Genomic DNA, 18,818 nt, shown 5'->3' with positions numbered 1-18,818 from the left:
CCTTAATCAGACTATTGATAATTATACCACAGTAGTACTTTTTCTAGTATACTAAAAAGATAGAGATGGTCATTTTTAACGGGGGACTTATGGAAAATAGAATCAAAAACTATATTGGTAAAATCTATATTATCGGGATGTTCATCCTCTATCCACTAATAATGCACGATATGTACTTTGATATCAGCAACACTAAGCTGATAACTTTTTATGTCCTTTCAGCTCTATTGATTCTAAGTGTCTTTATCTATGCTTTTGTTCTGAGATATAAATATTTAGAAAAACCAAAAGAACTTATATTGCTTGGAGCCTTATCTATAAGCATGCTAATTACTTTTATGTTAAATGGACATACTAGTGAAATTCTAACCAGCGAAGCTGAATATGGCACAGGCCTGATTTTTCTGTTCATTTTGATACTGACATCCCTTTCTGTGTTACTAATAGAAACGGGCGAATCTGCTTTTTTCTATAGCACTGCTATTACTCTCGGTGTAATCGCAGTTTCACTATTCTCAACTCTTCAATTTATAGGTCTCGACCCTTTGGGATTACTTGGAGCAGTTGCCGAAGATGAGCGAAGCTTATTCTTGGGTACAATTGGAAACATTGGCAATCTTGGATGCTACGCAGTGATGGTTTTCCCACTGTGTTTCTATAGCCTTGCTATGACATCCGAAAAATATTCCGCACTCACCAAAGTCCTTGGTGGATGTGGCATCTTTTTTTGCAGCATATTAGCATTAATATCTAATACGGATGGTACAATTCTGTCTTTTGCAGTAGTCGTTATTTTATTAGGTATCATCACGCTGAGACGAAATGATTTAGCATTCTATTTTCATATTTCACTATTACTCATCGGTGTTGCTTTCACCCTTGTAGGTCTCACTCAACTAATTCAAGATTCAAGACCTCTAGATATTCATGAGCGATTACTAATAAACCCAATATTACTCTGCGTATTAATCTGCTATTCAGCCATTCCCCTTATTCTCCACATAAAACATCGCGACACCATCATAAATAAAATATCCCGCATCATCTGCATCATAGCCCTAATAGCTCTATGCATACTTCCAATTATCATCTTCACATATACCATAACTAATCAACGACCAGACACACTTATTGGACGTGTCCTGTATTTCGATAATCACTGGGGTACAGATAGAGGGTATCTCTGGAAAAGCGCTGTTAGAATTTTTGCTGATAGCCCAATTTCCCAAAAACTTTTTGGACTTGGCAGTAGTGGCTTTGCTGATGCATATATTGATAAATTCTATAATACTTCACTGGAACTTGGTATTTATTCAAACTATGATGCCCACAATTTCTTCCTGCACTTTTTGTGCGAATATGGCCTCGTAGGCTTAGGACTTACTATGGCATTTTTGATTATGCGAATCAAAAGAAATCTTATCAACGATAATCTGTTTGCAAAATTGAAAGCAATAAGCCTTATTGGAGCTATGGTAGCATCCATGTTTTTAGCTTTTCAAAATGTTACATTAGGGTGGTTAACAGTATTGCTGTAACCCTAACAAATATAATGTTTGATTCCCTTCTACTTATTATGTAAACCGATTTACGCCTCGAACAATATCTAGAACACAACTTTAAATGTTTATGTATTTTCTATGTATTTGTAGAAATACAAAAATTATGGTGGTACAGTGGCGTTAGAGTCGCACATTCGAGTGCGAAATACTTAGGTTTGAAAATATTTATCACACCGAGGGAAAAGAGTAGGAGGTATTTTTACCTATGAAGAATTTGAAAAAGTATTTTGTATTTGCAATTGCCACAGTAATTGTAGCCGGCGCTGTATTTCTCATTACACCTAGCATGAACACTTTCGCTTCTGATGAAGGTTCAGAAGCATCTCCAGATAGCGGACAGGGTGGTTCTGGTGCAACACAGTCAGATCCAGCTCTTAAGCTTACATCTTCAGCTGCCACTGTTTATGTTGGTGGTGAACTGCAGTTAAAAGTATCTCTTGAAGGCATTAGCGACCCTGGAAATAATCTTATCCAAGGAGTCCAATGGTCAGTTGGAGATTCTTCACTCTTAAGAATCTATAATTATGGTACTACATTTTGGGCTTTAGCGCTAAAGCCTGGTACAACCGACATTACTGCATCATTAGATAATTCAGGCACAACACTTACAGCGAAATGTACTGTAACTGTCCCTGTTGAGTCTTCTAAGCAGAATGCTAGTCCTAGCGAACAGAGATCATCATCTTCATCTGCTGCATCTACTACAGAAGTGGCTCTTCCAGCTAATATCACCTCAGCTGACGGAAAACCACTTACTATGTTCTCTGCAGTCGATGGCTCGAATACACTTATGACTGGTAGTGTAGGCCTTATCCCTTCAGGAGCAAAACTCAATGCAGTTGAGGCCGCACCAACTTCTCAGACATATTCAGTTGCCACAGCAATCCTTGGTATCTGGAGACCAAATGCAGAGGTTAAGAAGGTTTATGACTTCAATGTATTCTCTAAACAGGCTACAGCAATCAAGACTCTTGATGGCAAGGTGTGCATGTCACTTCCAATGCCTGCTGACCTAGTAGTTCCAGAAGGCATGGTACTTAAGGTTTATAAGTTCAATGATGATGGAACCATTACAGTATGCGAGACCCTCATCGACCAGGGCCGTGTAGTATGGGGCACAGATTCATTCGGTACATTTGCATTTGCAGTTGAAAAACCAGCACCTGTAAGAGCACGAAGAAGATAAAAATTTATAAACTAACGTATGTGATAAATATTTCATAAACTTAATATTGTAAGGGGTTGAAGTAATTCAGCCCCTTTTCTTTAGAATGACTATGTGTAGATTGGGGATTGTTATGCAAAACGAATGGTTACAAACTATACAAAATATGTATTGGGTGTTTATTTTCATTATTTACCCAGCTATATTCCGTGAAGCATATGCAGATATCGGCAACGCAAAATTAATCGCCTTTTACGCAGTATCATTCCTTTTTATAATCTCTAATACTATCATTTTCATATATATAAAATGTAAGAAACAACCTTTACCTCAATTAAATTTAGTCAAAACAGAAAAACGTCTTTTAGCAACTATATCATTGCTTACCCTTATAACATTCATCATAAATGGCAGATACCACGAAACCTTCTTTGGCATTAACGACTATGCCGCCAGTTTTTTATATATTGAAACTCTCATTATTGTTTTTGCTCTTATACGTACTCAGCGAATTAACGAAGTTCTTTTTTGTGCCTGTTCCAGTGTAGGGCTAATAATTGTTGGCGGAATAGCTTTCATACAATTCCTCAACTACGATTTTATTCATATGTATGACTCAATCAGTCCAAGTTACTCTTCATTAACCTTTCTCTCTACTATGAGTAATGTTGATTGTGCTGGCTTTTATTTTGCTGTCATGCTTCCATTTTCAGTCTTTCTTCTCACAAAAAAGTGGTGGAATACTCTAGGAGCTTTAGGCATTATCATGTCTACCTTAGGAGTCATTATCAGTAGTTCCGATACCGCGCTGGTTGGTTTTATCGTCGAAATACTCCTTATTTTACTAGTGTCCATAGAAATAAAAGAATACCGTAACTCCTCATTTTACACACTACTATTTGTAACAATAGGTATTTCTATAATTTATGTGATGCGTCGAAATTTAAGTGTAACAAGAAATCTTTCTTCCATATACATGCTTGTCACTTCACTACCAGTTATTGTACTACTGCTAATTGTTTCTTTGCTCTTGCTCCTGATTAACACAAAAGCAGCGTCATTTAAATGGTTGAAAATACTCCTGATGGCAACAATCATGCTTATCTTTTCTGCACCTGTTTATATCGCAATTATCACAAAGACTGTGTCTTGCGACAGACTTTCGACCTCACCATTCCTCTCATTTTTTTCTAACTTCCTATATTTTGATAATAATTGGGGTTCAGGCCGAGGATATATTTGGAAGTGCCATCTATACCTTTTTTCACATGGAAATATAATCAATATACTACTGGGTCAAGGTGCCTGCAGCTTCAAAAATTTATATAATAGCAATCAAAATTTATTCCACGATATGTATGGAAATATGTATGTCGATATCCTTCTTAAAGACTCCCATAACATGTATCTTCATTTTCTTTTCGAATATGGTTTGCTAAATTTTCTTGCTGTACTTAGTTTCTTGTTCTGCAGACTAAAATATATGAAAAAAAGCGATAATTATTATTATCGCTTAAAATTCTGTGCTTTAGTATGCGCCATGGTAATGGCCATAGCTATAATGTCTTATAGCATCCACATGGCATTTATACCATCACTCCTGTAAAGTGTTCTCTATTATTTTTATGACAGCATGATTAAAACAAAGACAGCACTCTTACATGCTGTCTATTGAAACTTGAATATCTATTTATTTCACTATCTCTTCATATCTTGCACTAACCTTGCCCCAATCCAGCACCTCAAAGAAAGCCTTGATATAATCCGCTCTCAGATTCTTATACTTAAGATAATAAGCGTGCTCCCAAACATCCAAAGCAACAATCGGAATCATACCTGTACCCTCTGAAATAGGATTATCCTGATTTCCAGTCTTTGAAACGGCAAGATTTCCTGATTTATCAGTAGAAAGCCACGCCCATCCAGAGCCAAATTGTGTGGTAGCTGCTGTAGTAAGCTGCTCTTTTAATGCATCTAATCCACCGAATGTTTTATCAATAGCTTCAGCCAATTTGCCTGTAGGTGTCTTTGCAGGATTTGGAGAGAACATTTCAAAATAGAGATTGTGATTATAATATCCACCGCCCTGATTCTTCAATCCCTGACGAAGGGTAGCATCACTTACTTTATCTAGTGAAGCCAACAACTCCTCTACTGGAAGATTAGCCATACCAGCCTTCTCCGCCAGCTCATTAAATGTCTTAGTATAAGTAGCATGATGCTTACCATGATGAGTCTCCACTGTAGTCTGATCAATCCATGGTTCCAAAGCATTAGTTGCATAGTCTAATCTAATTTGTTCAAACATTGTAAATCCCTCCTTGAAACTTTTTCTACATTATACACCAGATTATGTTCCTAAAATACATTGTCTAGCTATTCTCTCTATGACACAAGCATGCTCTTTTACGCTCTCGTCATAATTAACTCCAACCAACAAGATATCGCCTACATAATCCTGTAAAATAGTTGGATATTTCTTGTCCTTAATCTGTTGTATTGCAGCCTCTTCCGTTTTGTTCCACTTAAGTTCAACCACCATAGCTGGTAAATTCGAGCCTTTCTTCGGTAGATATACCACATCAGCTATACCTTTACCTGATGGTAACTCTTCAACTTTTTGATAAGAATCAACACAACATATGTAAGCAAATTTTATAACATATCTAAGTGCCTGCTCATTATTATAGAAAGTTGGCGCATACTCTGAACATCTTATATTATCGATAACCTTCGCAACCATATCTCCCTGCAAATTAAGAGTTGCCTGAAAAAGATTATCAGACCTTTTAACCAAATCAGCCAGTTTAGATTTACTCTCATTCTTTAGTAAAGAATCAAACTCTGTTCTGACCTCTTTGTTAGGAATTCTAACCATCTGCGTGTCATTATCATAGGCTAAATATCCCAAATGAATCAGCAATGTTAAAACATCATCTTTACTATTAAACGTTTCTACATCATTATTGAAATTATTAATATCTACATGCAACTGCTCTCCAGAAATCAGCCTGGCAATATCTTCCTGTAAGCCCTTAAAATCCATATTTATGTATGTAAACAATGTTTCTGCTGCTGTAGTCTTACGCCAGTATGATTCCAGCCTTCCCATTTCAATCGCCTGCATTACTGAATATGGATTATAAATTGGGTTCACTCCATCAAAAGAATAGCCATCATACCATTCCTTCAATTCATCTACTGTGATACCTGTTTCATTCTGCTGACAAACTGTTCTTATATCATCAGCATTGAAACCGGTGTACTCCGCAAACTTACCTGGATTAATAATTGTAAACTCATCAAAATCTGAAACAGCCGACTCTGTTCCATCCTTTTTAATTGGAAGAATACCTGTCATATAGGCTACAGCTACAGCTCTAGAAGTAAAATTGCCATTTTTAAACAAACTCCTTAGTAAGTTTAAATATGCCGTTTGAACCTCGTTATTATCCTTTGCTTCTCGAATGATGGCATCCCATTCATCAATGATAAAAATAATCTTCTTGCCAGATTGCTCTACATATTTCAGAAGAATATTTGTAAATGAATCTTGCGGATTCACTTCTACAATATCAGAAACATCTTTTATCACAGCATCCTGTATATCGTTGACTACAGAATTGATGCTATCACCCTTACTGGTACGATCAGAAATAAAACTCGTAATATCTAGATAGATTACATTAAATTCATTTAGGTAACTTAGCCTGTCATCCAGCTCTGCAATTCCGTACTTTGCAAATAGTTCTTTAGACTCACAGGTACAATCATAATAAGCACACAGCATCTGAGCAGCATATGATTTGCCGAATCTTCTCGGACGACTAACGCAAACAAGATTCTTTTTTGTACCAATTTTTGAGTTAATAATGCTTATTAGTCCTGTCTTGTCTATGTAGTTTGATTTAATAATCCTTTTAAACTCTTCGTTTCCAGGATTTAAATATATTCCCATTTTTCACTCCATTTTTTCAAAAAAGCACAATATAAAGTATAATTTCTCTAGATTACAGCAACACATCCTCAATTGTACTAAAAAAACATGTTGACTTTCCGATAAATACAATGTAACATTAATTAAGTTGTAAAAATTCATCAATGAATTTATCAACAGTTGTTACGTAGAACATAGAACATTAAATGTTCTTAATTATTTAAAGAAGAAAGCTAGCGATGTTCCTGGTTTTACTAGGAAAGGTTCACTAGCTTTTTTCTTTCTCACTTCTTCAGATAATTCTCTCTAATATCCAAACATAATATACATCTTTTAGCATTTGTTTCAGTCGCAAATTCATTAGGATACTTTTCGAATAAATACTTGCAAGCCTCTCTTAATTCATCAATGGTTAGATTATCCATATTTTTCAAAATAGACATTGCCGTTTTTCGGCAATTTTCTGCATTTATCATGTTTCGATACAATTGCTCATAACTATCATACTCAGGAAAATTTTTAAAAGTCTCTGCTATTTTTCTTGAAACAATTTTATCTAATGAATCATGAGTTTTTACATAATTATCTAATTTACTATCTTCTATAATATGCTGATTTTTAACATATTTAAAAACCGGTAACAATCTTGTAATTGCAATATTCTTATATCGTTCAGAACACATGGCTTCACAATCAAATTTCTTATTATCAAAAATTATATCTTCAAAAATTTGATTATCCTCCAACAAGCCATATCCATATTTGTTTAAAATATTATCTTTATAACCTATCGCAATCGCCAACGGCTTTGATGTCAAATCCACTTTAGAAAGATCATCTATTCCAACTATTATAGATTGAGCTTCAGCAGAGGTCATTTTTTGATCCACAATTGTTTTTACCAATCTTCTAGTTTCTCTTACCCTTAGAGGTGATATTCCAGGCGTAATTCTAGCCAACTGATCATATACCAGCCCATAATTGTCCGTCTGAATTTCCACAAATGGTATTTCTATATTATTCTTAGTGGTAATAGTCCTCTCAATTTCAACTAAATTTTGCTCATCTTTTTTATAACTTATAAATATAAAATGTTTTCTAATATTAGAGAGCTGTTCATCCGAAAGACAACTCAAAAAATCCTCAATTATTTCTTTGATGTTTTCATCTCTAAATGAGTATCCCATAAAAATAATTGGTGACTCCGAAAATAATGTAAGCATTTTAGCAATAATAAGCTTCCTAGACTCTTTAAAATTCTTGTAATCTTGCTCAGTTATAACTATTGACTCAGCATCTGTCACACTACCATGAATTTTATATATTTCGGCTATGCCATAACTATCTGGTGAAAAAAGCTCGTGCTGTCTCACGAAAACATTGTAATCATTAGTAAAAACTTGATTTTCAAGAAATGAATCATAATTTGTTGTGATGACGGCCGCAATTTTACTCTTTAATTTTTTCAATTTATCTAGTTCTTCTGAAAGTTCTGGAGAACGATTTAATTTTTGCCTCCTAAAAAAATCAGCCAAAAACATTTTATATGGAGATATTCTTCTTTTAACCCAACTTGGATTCTTTTTATTTCCAACATTTATTGAAATTTTTCTATCAAAAAAAGCCTGATTAAATCCATCCTCTATAACTGTTCCTAGATATGCATTTATCTCAAACTCACTCATCCCCTTACGTTTACACCCATCAATATGTTTTTGAAGTTGAAATACATCTGGTTCAAATTTTGCAAACGATAATTCCAACAGTTCCATCCATGATGGATAGCGATATAAATACCGTTTAGAAAACCCAGCTCCAATAAATAAAACTGGAAGTCTATTTGATTCTACAATTTCTTCTAATACTCCCATATCTTTTTCCTACGTTCACCCTATAATATATTTAATATGTTAATTTTACCACATATTATAGAAATAATACTAATTCACCGTGTCAAATTTTACATCATAGATATCATGTATGCACATTATAAGCATTTAAATATTGAAATTTACATCAGTCTATTGACATATATTCCATTCATTCCAAAATCCACCATTAGTATACGGCCCTTTTTGAACTTTTTTCGATAAACAATCTATATTCCATGTTCTAGAATCCCCTTGACCACTTCCTGCTATATTCATTTTTCTCATGTACGAAACAAGCTTTCTTATACTCACATAATCCCAAGCCAAATAATCTAACATGTTAAATACTAACTCTCCTACCGGAGTATACATTCCATTGGTTGATACTGCTTGAAAATACACCGTTTTTATACAATCATCAATTCCTATCATAGTCCCATTTTTAGGGCTTAGAAATTTAGCTGAACTCCATGTTGTTAAATCTGCAATACAAATTATATCGGGCATCTCATACGGATGTGATATATGCATTTTGTCATAACGATAAATACCATTATTTATAGTTTGTACCGGGCGAGAATTCTTTTTATTCCATGAGTGTGAATGTGCTAGCAGTCCATAGTAAATATTACTATTTAACTCCCCATGTAATGTAGTACCTCGTTGTCCACCAATTTGTTTTATTTTAGCCGAATTTATCATAAATTTTTCCAAATGAGCCGTTCTTAAGGTTGTCTTACACTCAAACGCGGCAAGTACTCCACCTGATAAATATTCTTTACAATTTAGTAATTGTCTAGGATAATCTGGGGATAACACCAATAAATCAACTTGTGGGCTAGTTAATCCGTTTTCCCCAATTATTCTTCCTTTAGTAACAATTGGAAAATACTGGGGCAGCCAGTTTGACAATAGTTCTTTCCAGTTTTCCTCTCCTTGGTCACCAGCCGTTCCAGGATCTTCACTAACTCTTTCGCATATGCGGCTATACTCTTTTGCAATATCATCATTCGCTCTTTTAAAAAACTTATATAAATCGTGATTCGAATTATCTATTCCAGCCCCCATTTTTTCAATCATTTTATCATTACCTCCCCGAAGCCAACATCACTTATAGCTCTACTCACATACTATCAATCGAGCCCTGCAGCCTCAACGTTTATCTTATATAAACAAATCGCCGAATTTAGGTCTCAAATACATGACAACTCCAAGCATTTATGTTCTAATAAAGAATTTAGATACACGCGCAACTACAGTACAATATAACCTTAACAAATCTAAGAATTGATTCTTTATATCTATTACCTTGGCCCCTTCCAGCTACTCTCCACCCCATCCGGCGTCCCCATAAACGCCTCCATGGTAGCCGAAGTCTCAGAGCTGATGCCCTCCTTCTTCACCACCGACTTCACAGTATCAATCAAGATCTGCACATCCAGCCCTAAGGACACATTCCGTGTATACCACACATCCATGGCAAACTTATCCTCCCAAGACACGCTGTTGCGCCCATGAGCCTGCGCATAGCCAGTAAGCCCCGGACGCACATCATGACGGTGGCACTGCTCCTCATTGTAAAGCGGAAGATACTTCACCAACAAAGGTCGTGGCCCAACAATCGCCATATGCCCCATAAGGATATTAAAAAGCTCCGGCAACTCATCTAACGACGTACTACGCAAAAACCGTCCATATTTATTCAATCGCACCTCATCTGGCAGCAACTGCCCTGACGCATCCTTGCGATTATCCATTGTGCGAAACTTCACCAACTTGAATACACGCTCATGATATCCAGGCCGCTCCTGTGTGAAGAATGGATTGCCTCCCATGAATATGAATCCTAACAATATTAAAATCACAAATAGTGGGGACAGCACAATTATCCCCACTAAAGATAAAACAAAATCTATTATTCTCTTAAAGCAATTTGCATACATAAGTATTTATCCTACAAACTATTTTTAATTATTATATGACCATTCCTACCCGCCCACTCCGTGGCCAGGTCTACCCGAACTCCCTAGACCACTCGCTTACGCGAGCAAGGATGGATTGTAATCGGCTTCGCCGATGAAATAAGCTTTACATTGTTACCCTATTTTTTTATATTCGTATTTTTCATAGTCCACCATTCATCATAGATTTTAATACGCTTCATTTCCTGAGTTTCTTTTTTTAGTACTCCCATTTCATTCTGTTTGTCATAACCCGCAGTTAATACCTTTCCATCAACAGTAAGACCTAACGTATATCCTCTACCAGCACTTACCGCTATTACATCTTTCCATTTATCAAATGAATTTTTACCACTATAATTAGTTCCCGCATCACCAGTTACAACAACGGTTCCATCAGCCTTCACACCAACAGTGTGCCAATCCCCAGCCGCAATATCAACAATATCTGACCAGTCTTCCACATTACACTGTCCATATGTATTATCACCAGATGCGAATACTCTTCCATCAGAAGTCAATACTACCGTATGACCACTATATTTCTCATAACCACCTCCCGTTGCAACTTTTACTATCTCATAGTTACCTTTCAGTTGATTATTCAATTCATTTTCCTGTTTTTTTGCTTTGTATCCAGTAATGTATATATGATTATCTTCAGAAACTCCAGCGGTATGTCTCCATGCAGCGGAAATCAATTTAATGTTTTCCCATGAGTCAACATCAATCTGGCCGTCACCGTTATGCCCCGCCGTATAAACTTTCCCATTTCTATCTAAACCTATAACATAGTTTTCCCCTGTATCCACAGCTATTATATCTTCCCAATCAGAAATATTTAGCTTTTCCGTACTATCTCCACATATTTTTACTTCCCCATCACAATTTAGTCCAATTACATAATTTCCAAACACCGAAATTGACAACATATCTTTCCATTGTTTTGATGCGTCCTGTCCAGCAAAACCATCGCCATAAAAAGACACTTCGCTATTATCTCCTATAACTGATATAGCCCTGATTCCAGCAGAAATGGTCGTTGCCCTCTCTGCTATAAATTCATCTATTTTTTCTTCTTGTGCATCTTCACAATCACTTGTCTCTTCTTTATCACTATCTTCGATAACATCCCCTTCTTCTAATATATCTTTGTAATTAGAATTGTTCTCTTCATGCTGATTATTACTATTTGATGACGCACTATCTCCGCAAGATGTCATTGCTATTAGAACAAACAATATAATTACATATGATATCTTTTTTCTAATATTTTTTATTAACATTCTCTTTACCTACATTCTGTACGTTATGCTAACATAATTTAAAATATAATAAAGAAATAATGTAAACAATAAAATTATTGTTAAAGATGGAAGCATTCTCCATGGAAAAACGGCCTCTTTCTCAAGATATTTTATTGTTATTTCTTCACCTCTGTGTATAACATCTCCACTTCTAAGCCTATTATCCTCCAAATAAAAACCGCCATTTTTATATTCAATTCTTACATTACAATCCCCACATTCTATATTTATTTCTTTCCACCATATAAACTTCTTCTTTAAGTTTCCACTTTCATTTATCACTATGTAATGCTTTCTCATATTATGATAATGTTTTGTGTATAATCCTAATATTACAACGATTATTAAAAAACTGCTTATTATGATAAAATAATCGCTTATAAATTTTATCATCTAGTCCATACCTCCACTTACGCTATCCTTCTCTATCCCAAAATACTGTATTAGCATTGTGAATTGTGATATAGCCACTGTAAACTTTAAAAATGTCTCTTCCTTAATCTTTAATCCAGCAGATCCTATAGAATCTGTGGTCAATAATAGTCCCGCATAAGTCACAGAAGCCAATATTACAATTAATACCGATAATAATTTTATATGTTGCCTACCGTTACCATTTTCTTGCTTTTCTTCTATTAAAAACGTTCCCCCCACTACTATGTTATACACCAAAATATTTTCCAAAAATGCATTGATTCGAAAACTAACATCCAAACAACGGCTTAAAATAATTAGTATCCATATAGGAACCAACTGTATTGCAACAGTACTAATAAGCCTCGTAAATATTTTCATGATATCCCAAAAATACATTGCTTTACCTGTAAATTTGATATACTTCTTCTTAGGTTTTATAAATTTAATATTCAAGCACATGAATTTCTTTCCTCACGTTACATTTTTTATAATCCCATAAAATATATGTAGATACTTAAAATCGGCTTCGCCAATGAATTTCATTTATTTATTTTATCCTCTTAGCTGGCGCGCCTACATAAATTCCATCCTCAATAATATCCTCAGTCACATTCGTTCCGGCACCAATCACTGCACCACTACATATTTTGACCTCATCAGATACTTTAGCGCCAATACCAACCCAAGACTTTGATTCAACACAGACCTTATTTCCTAAAGTTGAACCTACTGATATATGTGTATAATCATCAATCTCGTTATCAGATCCAACACTCGCCGACGTATTAATAATGCATCCATGCCCTATAACGGTTCCCGATTCAATAACTGCACCAGCCATTACAACTGTGCCCCTACCAACTGTGACGTCATAAGCAACAGTCGCACTCGGATGCACTAGAGTTACCACATTGCAACCAACATCTAGTAATCTATTCTGTATCCTTTCACGAATGCCAGCATTACCGATACCTACTACAAAATCATAACCTTCAGATGCTAGCTCTCTAGCCAAATCACTTGCGCCCAAAACCTCATATTCTCCCACTGTCTTAATTGTAGGATTATCATCTAAAAATGCGACTTCGTCATATCCGCAACGTAGTGCTATATCAGCAATCACTTTTCCGTGCCCACTAGCACCTATTATCACAATTTTTTTCATTTATATCTAATCCGCTCCACCTCAGCTAATACCTGTTTCGCCACCTTCTCAGCATTGTAATGCTCTTTCATATACTCGAACCCATTCTGTCCAATGCTCAAATCCGCATGCATAACCTGTTCCATGACAGTCACGAACTTATCAACAAAATCGCTCTCGCACCACCATCCAAAATTGCCGTCTTCTATTATTCGACCAATGTCCGTGTTCGCATCCGTAACTGCAAGCACTGGCAATTTTGCCTGCATATAGCTTAATAATCGACTAGGAAAATTTGGTATAGTAAATCTGTGATCTAAGAAAATCAGGCCAACATCACATGCTCCAACTAATGTATCGTAATCCTCACGTGGTAAGCGTTGCATTAAACGTACCTTATCATGAGACGCAGTAGTCACATAATCAGCCATAACATCATAGTCAGTGCCATCACCTACAACCAGGAAAAACACGTCATCCTTTTCTTTCTGGCTATCAATGCAAGCAACTAAATGCTTGATATCCTGAGGTCTTCCAAGATTACCTCCATAAACAAAAACCTTTTTATCCAAAGGCACTCCATACTTATTCCTGATTGCTGTTCTGGTGTTAGAATCCACAGATTTATCAATTACCTCTAAAGCATTAGGGCACATGGTCACCTTCTCAGCATCCAACCAAGAATTATGCTCCAACACATAATCCACATTAGCCTGGCTCATACATCCAATTCGGTCTGAAATCTCATATAGTTTTCTTTCCTTAGCACAAAAATACTGATATATCAGCCCTTTCAAACCTCCAGTACTGAGCATTCCTAAATCCACTGAGTTCTGTGGGAATATATCCTTGAGCATAAGATATGATTTAGCCCCATCCCTCTTCTTTACATATTCCACCGCTCCACAAAAGGTGATTGGCGGAGTAGGATAAAGTAATAAATCAAACTTAACATCCCCAAAATACTTCTTAATAGCATTAACAAACCGCCTCTCAAGAGTAACCGTAGTGATACCCTTTTCTACTACATTTGTCTTTTGAATATTTCCTATTTTTAGCTTCAAAATACAAGATGTTTCTTCGCGAATCAACCTGGTTTCACCACCATTTCGCTTTTCAACTGGAGATATTGCAAATACAGTATGCCCCGCATACTCTATATACCGCAATAAATCTGTATATATCCCTCTTTCATCTAATGAATTAAAATCTAGTAATGACAAAAACAATATATTCATATGTACCAAAACCTTCGCAAAAAATAAGACTGTGAAGATTATACCTCACAGTCCAAATTATACACTATTTATTCCTCTGCTCCAACAGCTGAAAAAATCAATCTGTAGACCATCAAACCAGCGGCAAACAAGTACTTGCTTGTAATGGCGGTTGCCTCGAACAAAAAGTAATAGTTAAACGTAAATGCTCCATATGGAGCATTTACAATGATTCTAATAAGATAGCCTGAATATAATAGTAGGATAATATCCATGCGTTCCAGCCAGCGATTCATCTTCATCTTTTTTGAATACGATTTTCCTAATATATTTTATATTTCTTGTCATTATAAGATGTAATTATGATACTATCAATTGTTCTATTATCCTCAGCGGCCCCCCAATCAAACGTAATCATCGCATTCACAAGTGTCTAATCAACCTACTTATAAAGTGAAATCTTTCAGTAAAATTTTGCAATATCTTCTGTCAACTCCATACTCTTTATCTCTAAATCACCATCGTGTTTCTTCAATATTTTTTTTAATTTTACATACTGTGGGCAAGCATTATAATTGGGCACATTTTGCTTCGATGAGCAAATCACCCTTGCATAGACTGAATAATCTTCCAAGCACGCATTCATACTATTTATCGTCTCACTTAACTGTTCAAAAGCATGCTTTACATCAGAACCTTTTAATTCAACAAATATACTTATCTTATCTTCAATTTGCAATACTAAATAGTCACATTTAGTTTGACTTGAATTGTCTATCATTCCTCCATCAACTTTCAGCACCGTAAGTTTTTTTGCTAACGAATTATTTATTAAGTATTTCTTCTTATTCTCTTCAACCTTAACATTTTTTCTAGTATCAGAATGTTCAAAACAATTTAAACTACTGCAATTAGTATGAGGTATGCTTTTCAGCTGAATGTTTTCGACACAATCTGTAAATAAATCACACATCAGTTTTCCTCCAAATCTAATAATTTATCCAAGGATTCATTTATTAACATTGATACCTCATCAATTTTAGTCGCATCTATCATTGCATTCTCATAATCCATTATATTTTCTATTTCTTGGTTTTTTATCAAATAAGACTGTACTTTTTTATAATCTATTCGATATTTCCTATCTACTACACTTTTTTCTAATTCACTATCCCCTTCTACTTTAGATGAATACATTAACAAATTCTCTGCCGTCAATACGTACGGACTATGGGTAGTCAATACCACTGTACTATCCGTCGAATTTATCATTAAAGCTATCAATTCTATAATATCCTTCTGCGCATTAGGAAACACATGTGCTTCTGGCTCCTCAATAGTCAAAAAAACCTTCTGCTTATTTAATATAATAGAAAATAATAATAATACTATCCACAGTACTTCTTGCTGTCCTGAGGAAGCTTGAATCAATTTTACATATCGTCTTCCATCATAATAGATTCTTTCACCATTCTGATCATTTATATAATCACCTTTAAGAATTTTTCTTACTAAACTTTTAGCTCTTTTTACACTATCAAAATCTATCTCAACTGTACTTAATTTTTTTCTGTCCTCTACAATATCTTCTAGTGACTGTGAATATTGTTTTTGTAGTAATCTTATTCTCTCAATGAAATCATTCATTAATATATCATATTTATTAGGTGTAAACGCATGAAAAAATTCTGAATTTGTAGCCAAAATACTCCTGCCAGCTGGAACAAATATCGATACATACTCTTGTTTGAAAACTTTTCTTGATAGGTTTTTTATCACATCAGATAAATCATCACGTCGTTTTATCCATAATCCAAAATCTGCCATTTCAGTTCCGGCAGTCATCATTTCGGCATAATCTCTAGCCGCCATAATTGCGGAATAACATTGATTTGATAATTCTTTAGAAAATGCAATATTTGCATAACCTCGTCTTAACGAAATAACTATTTCATCATTATCTGACACATACTTCATTTTAAAAGGCATCATATGTTTTGTTGTCCCAAACAATTCTATAAATTTTGTTCTAAGTCTTTTTTTGAAACTAATTAGAGAAACATCTATTTCCCCTCCTGCGAAAATACTCAATTCATCCATAAGAAATTTTTCAAATTCTTCCCCTATACTTTTAAAGAAAAAGATTGATTTTGCTATAGTACTTTTCCCACTAGCTTGTTCACCTATGACAGTATATAAATCACTCTCCAAAAAAGTTTCAAAGTGTTTAATAGGTCCTAAATTTTCAATTAATATTTTTTCCATCTATAGTCCCTCCATAACTTTCAAAGCCTTTGAATTTCAAGCTCTTTAAAATTTATAATAAGTCATTTCATTTTATATATCATCCACTACAATCTTCTATAATATATATAATTGACAGTGTATTGTTGCCTAAAAACTTCACTCATTATTTACATAAACCATGTACGTATATTTCAATACCCATAAGCTTATATGCAAATAATAAAGTATTACTTTCTACCATTGAAATTCCAGTGCGCAAAAAATTCTTCATTTTTATATGTCACATAATCTTATTCCGATTCCAATAAAGTGGATTTCCCACTCAATTGCCTAATCTCACTCAATGTTTATTTGCCATAATCCCAAATCTGCTTAACCTCATCTATCCATCTAATTAAAATTTCTGATGAGGCCGTTATCTTATAATGTGTATCAACAATCAACTTTTCACCGTCAAAACTTCCCCATTCCATTGGATTGTATGTAAATAAGCGATTATATGTACACCATGCACATGTGCTATTAAGTTCAGGAATCATATCTTCAATTTTATCTATCGATTTATTATATGATATTCTTTTAGCGCCATTCTCATCATTCTTAACACATTGCCTCATTATGATACTGAAACTTTCTAAATCATAATCCGTTGCATTTGCCAAGGCTGTAAGCGCTATTATTTCATCTCTAGTAAAATCTGATTCATTATCACCTATATGATTTGCTAGAATTTTGCCCATAACAACACAAGCTTTTGGAGATTGAGAAGCCATAGTTTGCTTAAATATTGTACCGACTAAAAAAGCTCTTTCCTCAGAAGTTTTCACAAAATTATATAAATCATTAATTTGTTTCTCCTGATTCAAACCACTTGACAAACCCATCAGCAACCGACTAAGCAAATAGTTATCCAATGTATCCAAGAACGAATTTGCCCCTGTTGCCGCCACTCCGACTACCGGATTTGCAAGAGCTATGCCCTCAACTACTACATCTCTAGATATCTTAACATTTCTTGAATTCAATTTTGAAACCAATACATTACATATTTCGTGAAATTCCTCTATCACATCAAGCCTTCTTTCTTAGTTTTCCCTCATCATCTTTCTTTTATCTCAAAAATTTACCCTCAACATATACCACAGATTGTTTATTTTATTATATAATAGTGGCATTTATATCCAATAGCCTACTTTTTCCAGCTCTCCAGCATCTCCCTCACATAGTCCGTCCCCATAATCTTGTCAATTGTGCCCTGAACATCAAGTCTCTTTGTATTGTGTGATGTGTAAGAATCAGAAGCCATTGTCTGAACCTGGCCATCAACGAAGAACTTGTCATAGTTAAGATCACGACCATCAGGAAGTACTCGGTAGTAATCACCCATATCGATGGCACGAACGCACTCCTCATTTGTAAGAAGTGTCTCATAAAGCTTCTCGCCGTGACGTGTTCCGATAATCTTTGTACCTGTATCGCCAAATGTCTGCTGAACAGCCTTTGCAAGGTCGCCGATTGTGCAGGCATCTGCCTTCTGAACGAATAAATCACCTGGCTCGCCGTGCTCGAATGCGAACATAACAAGAGCAACTGCCTCATCAAGATTCATAAGGAAACGAGTCATGTTAGGGTCTGTGATTGTGATAGGATTTCCTGCCTTAATCTGGTCGATAAAAAGAGGAATAACCGAACCACGAGAGCACATAACGTTACCATAACGTGTGGTGCAGATAGTAGTTTTACCAGCAGCTACACGAGCATTAGCGCCGATAACCTTTTCCATCATAGCCTTTGAAATACCCATGGCATTGATTGGATATGCAGCCTTATCTGTTGAAAGACAAACAACTCGCTGAACGCCAGCCTCAACAGCTGCGTGAAGCACGTTATCGGTTCCCTCTACGTTTGTACGAACAGCTTCCATTGGGAAGAACTCACAAGATGGAACCTGCTTAAGTGCTGCTGCATGGAAAATGAAATCTACGCCTGG

Annotated in this window: 18 protein-coding genes; 3 read left to right on the top strand and 15 right to left on the bottom strand. The window is 35.3% G+C overall.

What is annotated here, in order from left to right:
• Nucleotides 1–89: 89 nt before the first annotated feature.
• From BUA88_RS12955 to BUA88_RS12945, 3 genes are all read left to right on the top strand, one after another.
• Nucleotides 90–1,538: an O-antigen ligase family protein gene (locus BUA88_RS12955; protein ID WP_072918755.1), complete on the top strand. Its 1,449-nt coding sequence runs from the start codon at nt 90–92 to the stop codon at nt 1,536–1,538.
• Nucleotides 1,539–1,767: 229 nt separating this feature from the next.
• On the top strand, nt 1,768–2,748 hold the full coding sequence (locus BUA88_RS12950; RefSeq protein ID WP_072918753.1) for a hypothetical protein: 981 nt from the start codon (nt 1,768–1,770) through the stop codon (nt 2,746–2,748).
• Between the two features lie 112 nt (nt 2,749–2,860).
• Entirely contained in the window at nt 2,861–4,333 is a 1,473-nt protein-coding gene (locus tag BUA88_RS12945) for an O-antigen ligase family protein (RefSeq protein WP_072918750.1), read from the top strand.
• An 84-nt stretch (nt 4,334–4,417) separates the two neighbouring features.
• Here BUA88_RS12945 and BUA88_RS12940 read toward each other — a convergent pair whose 3' ends face one another.
• From BUA88_RS12940 to BUA88_RS12870, 15 genes are all read right to left on the bottom strand, one after another.
• Nucleotides 4,418–5,035, bottom strand: coding sequence for a superoxide dismutase (locus BUA88_RS12940; RefSeq protein WP_072918747.1), 618 nt, complete (start codon nt 5,033–5,035; stop codon nt 4,418–4,420).
• Nucleotides 5,036–5,077: 42 nt separating this feature from the next.
• Entirely contained in the window at nt 5,078–6,685 is a 1,608-nt protein-coding gene (locus tag BUA88_RS12935; protein ID WP_072918744.1) for an AAA family ATPase, read from the bottom strand.
• Between the two features lie 263 nt (nt 6,686–6,948).
• A complete protein-coding gene (locus BUA88_RS12930; protein WP_072918741.1) occupies nt 6,949–8,535 on the bottom strand; it encodes an SIR2 family protein in 1,587 nt (528 codons plus the stop codon).
• Nucleotides 8,536–8,685: 150 nt separating this feature from the next.
• Nucleotides 8,686–9,615: a DUF6602 domain-containing protein gene (locus BUA88_RS12925; protein ID WP_242939623.1), complete on the bottom strand. Its 930-nt coding sequence runs from the start codon at nt 9,613–9,615 to the stop codon at nt 8,686–8,688.
• 224 nt (nt 9,616–9,839) lie between these two features.
• On the bottom strand, nt 9,840–10,478 hold the full coding sequence (locus BUA88_RS12920; protein ID WP_072918738.1) for a sugar transferase: 639 nt from the start codon (nt 10,476–10,478) through the stop codon (nt 9,840–9,842).
• A 158-nt stretch (nt 10,479–10,636) separates the two neighbouring features.
• Nucleotides 10,637–11,782, bottom strand: coding sequence for an RCC1 domain-containing protein (locus tag BUA88_RS12915; protein WP_072918736.1), 1,146 nt, complete (start codon nt 11,780–11,782; stop codon nt 10,637–10,639).
• Nucleotides 11,783–11,791: 9 nt separating this feature from the next.
• Nucleotides 11,792–12,196, bottom strand: coding sequence for a hypothetical protein (locus BUA88_RS12910; RefSeq protein ID WP_072918733.1), 405 nt, complete (start codon nt 12,194–12,196; stop codon nt 11,792–11,794).
• Nucleotides 12,197–12,673 carry a hypothetical protein gene (locus BUA88_RS12905; protein WP_143151441.1) on the bottom strand — a complete coding sequence of 159 codons (477 nt, stop codon included), beginning with the start codon at nt 12,671–12,673 and terminating at the stop codon, nt 12,197–12,199.
• A gap of 94 nt (nt 12,674–12,767) precedes the next feature.
• Nucleotides 12,768–13,385 carry an acetyltransferase gene (locus BUA88_RS12900; RefSeq protein WP_072918728.1) on the bottom strand — a complete coding sequence of 206 codons (618 nt, stop codon included), beginning with the start codon at nt 13,383–13,385 and terminating at the stop codon, nt 12,768–12,770.
• Nucleotides 13,382–14,602: a glycosyltransferase family 4 protein gene (locus tag BUA88_RS12895; RefSeq protein ID WP_072918726.1), complete on the bottom strand. Its 1,221-nt coding sequence runs from the start codon at nt 14,600–14,602 to the stop codon at nt 13,382–13,384. The genes BUA88_RS12900 and BUA88_RS12895 overlap by 4 nt, the downstream gene beginning before the upstream one ends.
• A gap of 68 nt (nt 14,603–14,670) precedes the next feature.
• Nucleotides 14,671–14,877, bottom strand: coding sequence for a hypothetical protein (locus BUA88_RS12890; protein ID WP_143151440.1), 207 nt, complete (start codon nt 14,875–14,877; stop codon nt 14,671–14,673).
• A 167-nt stretch (nt 14,878–15,044) separates the two neighbouring features.
• Entirely contained in the window at nt 15,045–15,554 is a 510-nt protein-coding gene (locus tag BUA88_RS12885) for a hypothetical protein (RefSeq protein WP_072918723.1), read from the bottom strand.
• Complete coding sequence (locus BUA88_RS12880) at nt 15,554–16,846, bottom strand: AAA family ATPase (RefSeq protein WP_072918721.1); 1,293 nt, start codon at nt 16,844–16,846, stop codon at nt 15,554–15,556. Before BUA88_RS12880 ends, BUA88_RS12885 begins: the two co-directional genes overlap by 1 nt.
• A gap of 329 nt (nt 16,847–17,175) precedes the next feature.
• Nucleotides 17,176–17,898 (bottom strand): hypothetical protein, encoded by a 723-nt coding sequence (locus BUA88_RS12875; protein ID WP_072918718.1) that lies wholly within the window; start codon nt 17,896–17,898, stop codon nt 17,176–17,178.
• A gap of 119 nt (nt 17,899–18,017) precedes the next feature.
• A partial coding sequence (locus tag BUA88_RS12870) for a polysaccharide biosynthesis protein (RefSeq protein ID WP_072918716.1) occupies nt 18,018–18,818 on the bottom strand: 801 nt, incomplete at its 5' end.

The sequence above is a fragment of the Pseudobutyrivibrio xylanivorans DSM 14809 genome (assembly GCF_900141825.1).
Classification (GTDB): Bacteria; Bacillota; Clostridia; order Lachnospirales; family Lachnospiraceae; genus Pseudobutyrivibrio; species Pseudobutyrivibrio xylanivorans.
The sequence above is the reverse complement of the archived record's forward strand: the minus strand, read 5'-3'. Positions and strand labels throughout refer to the sequence as shown.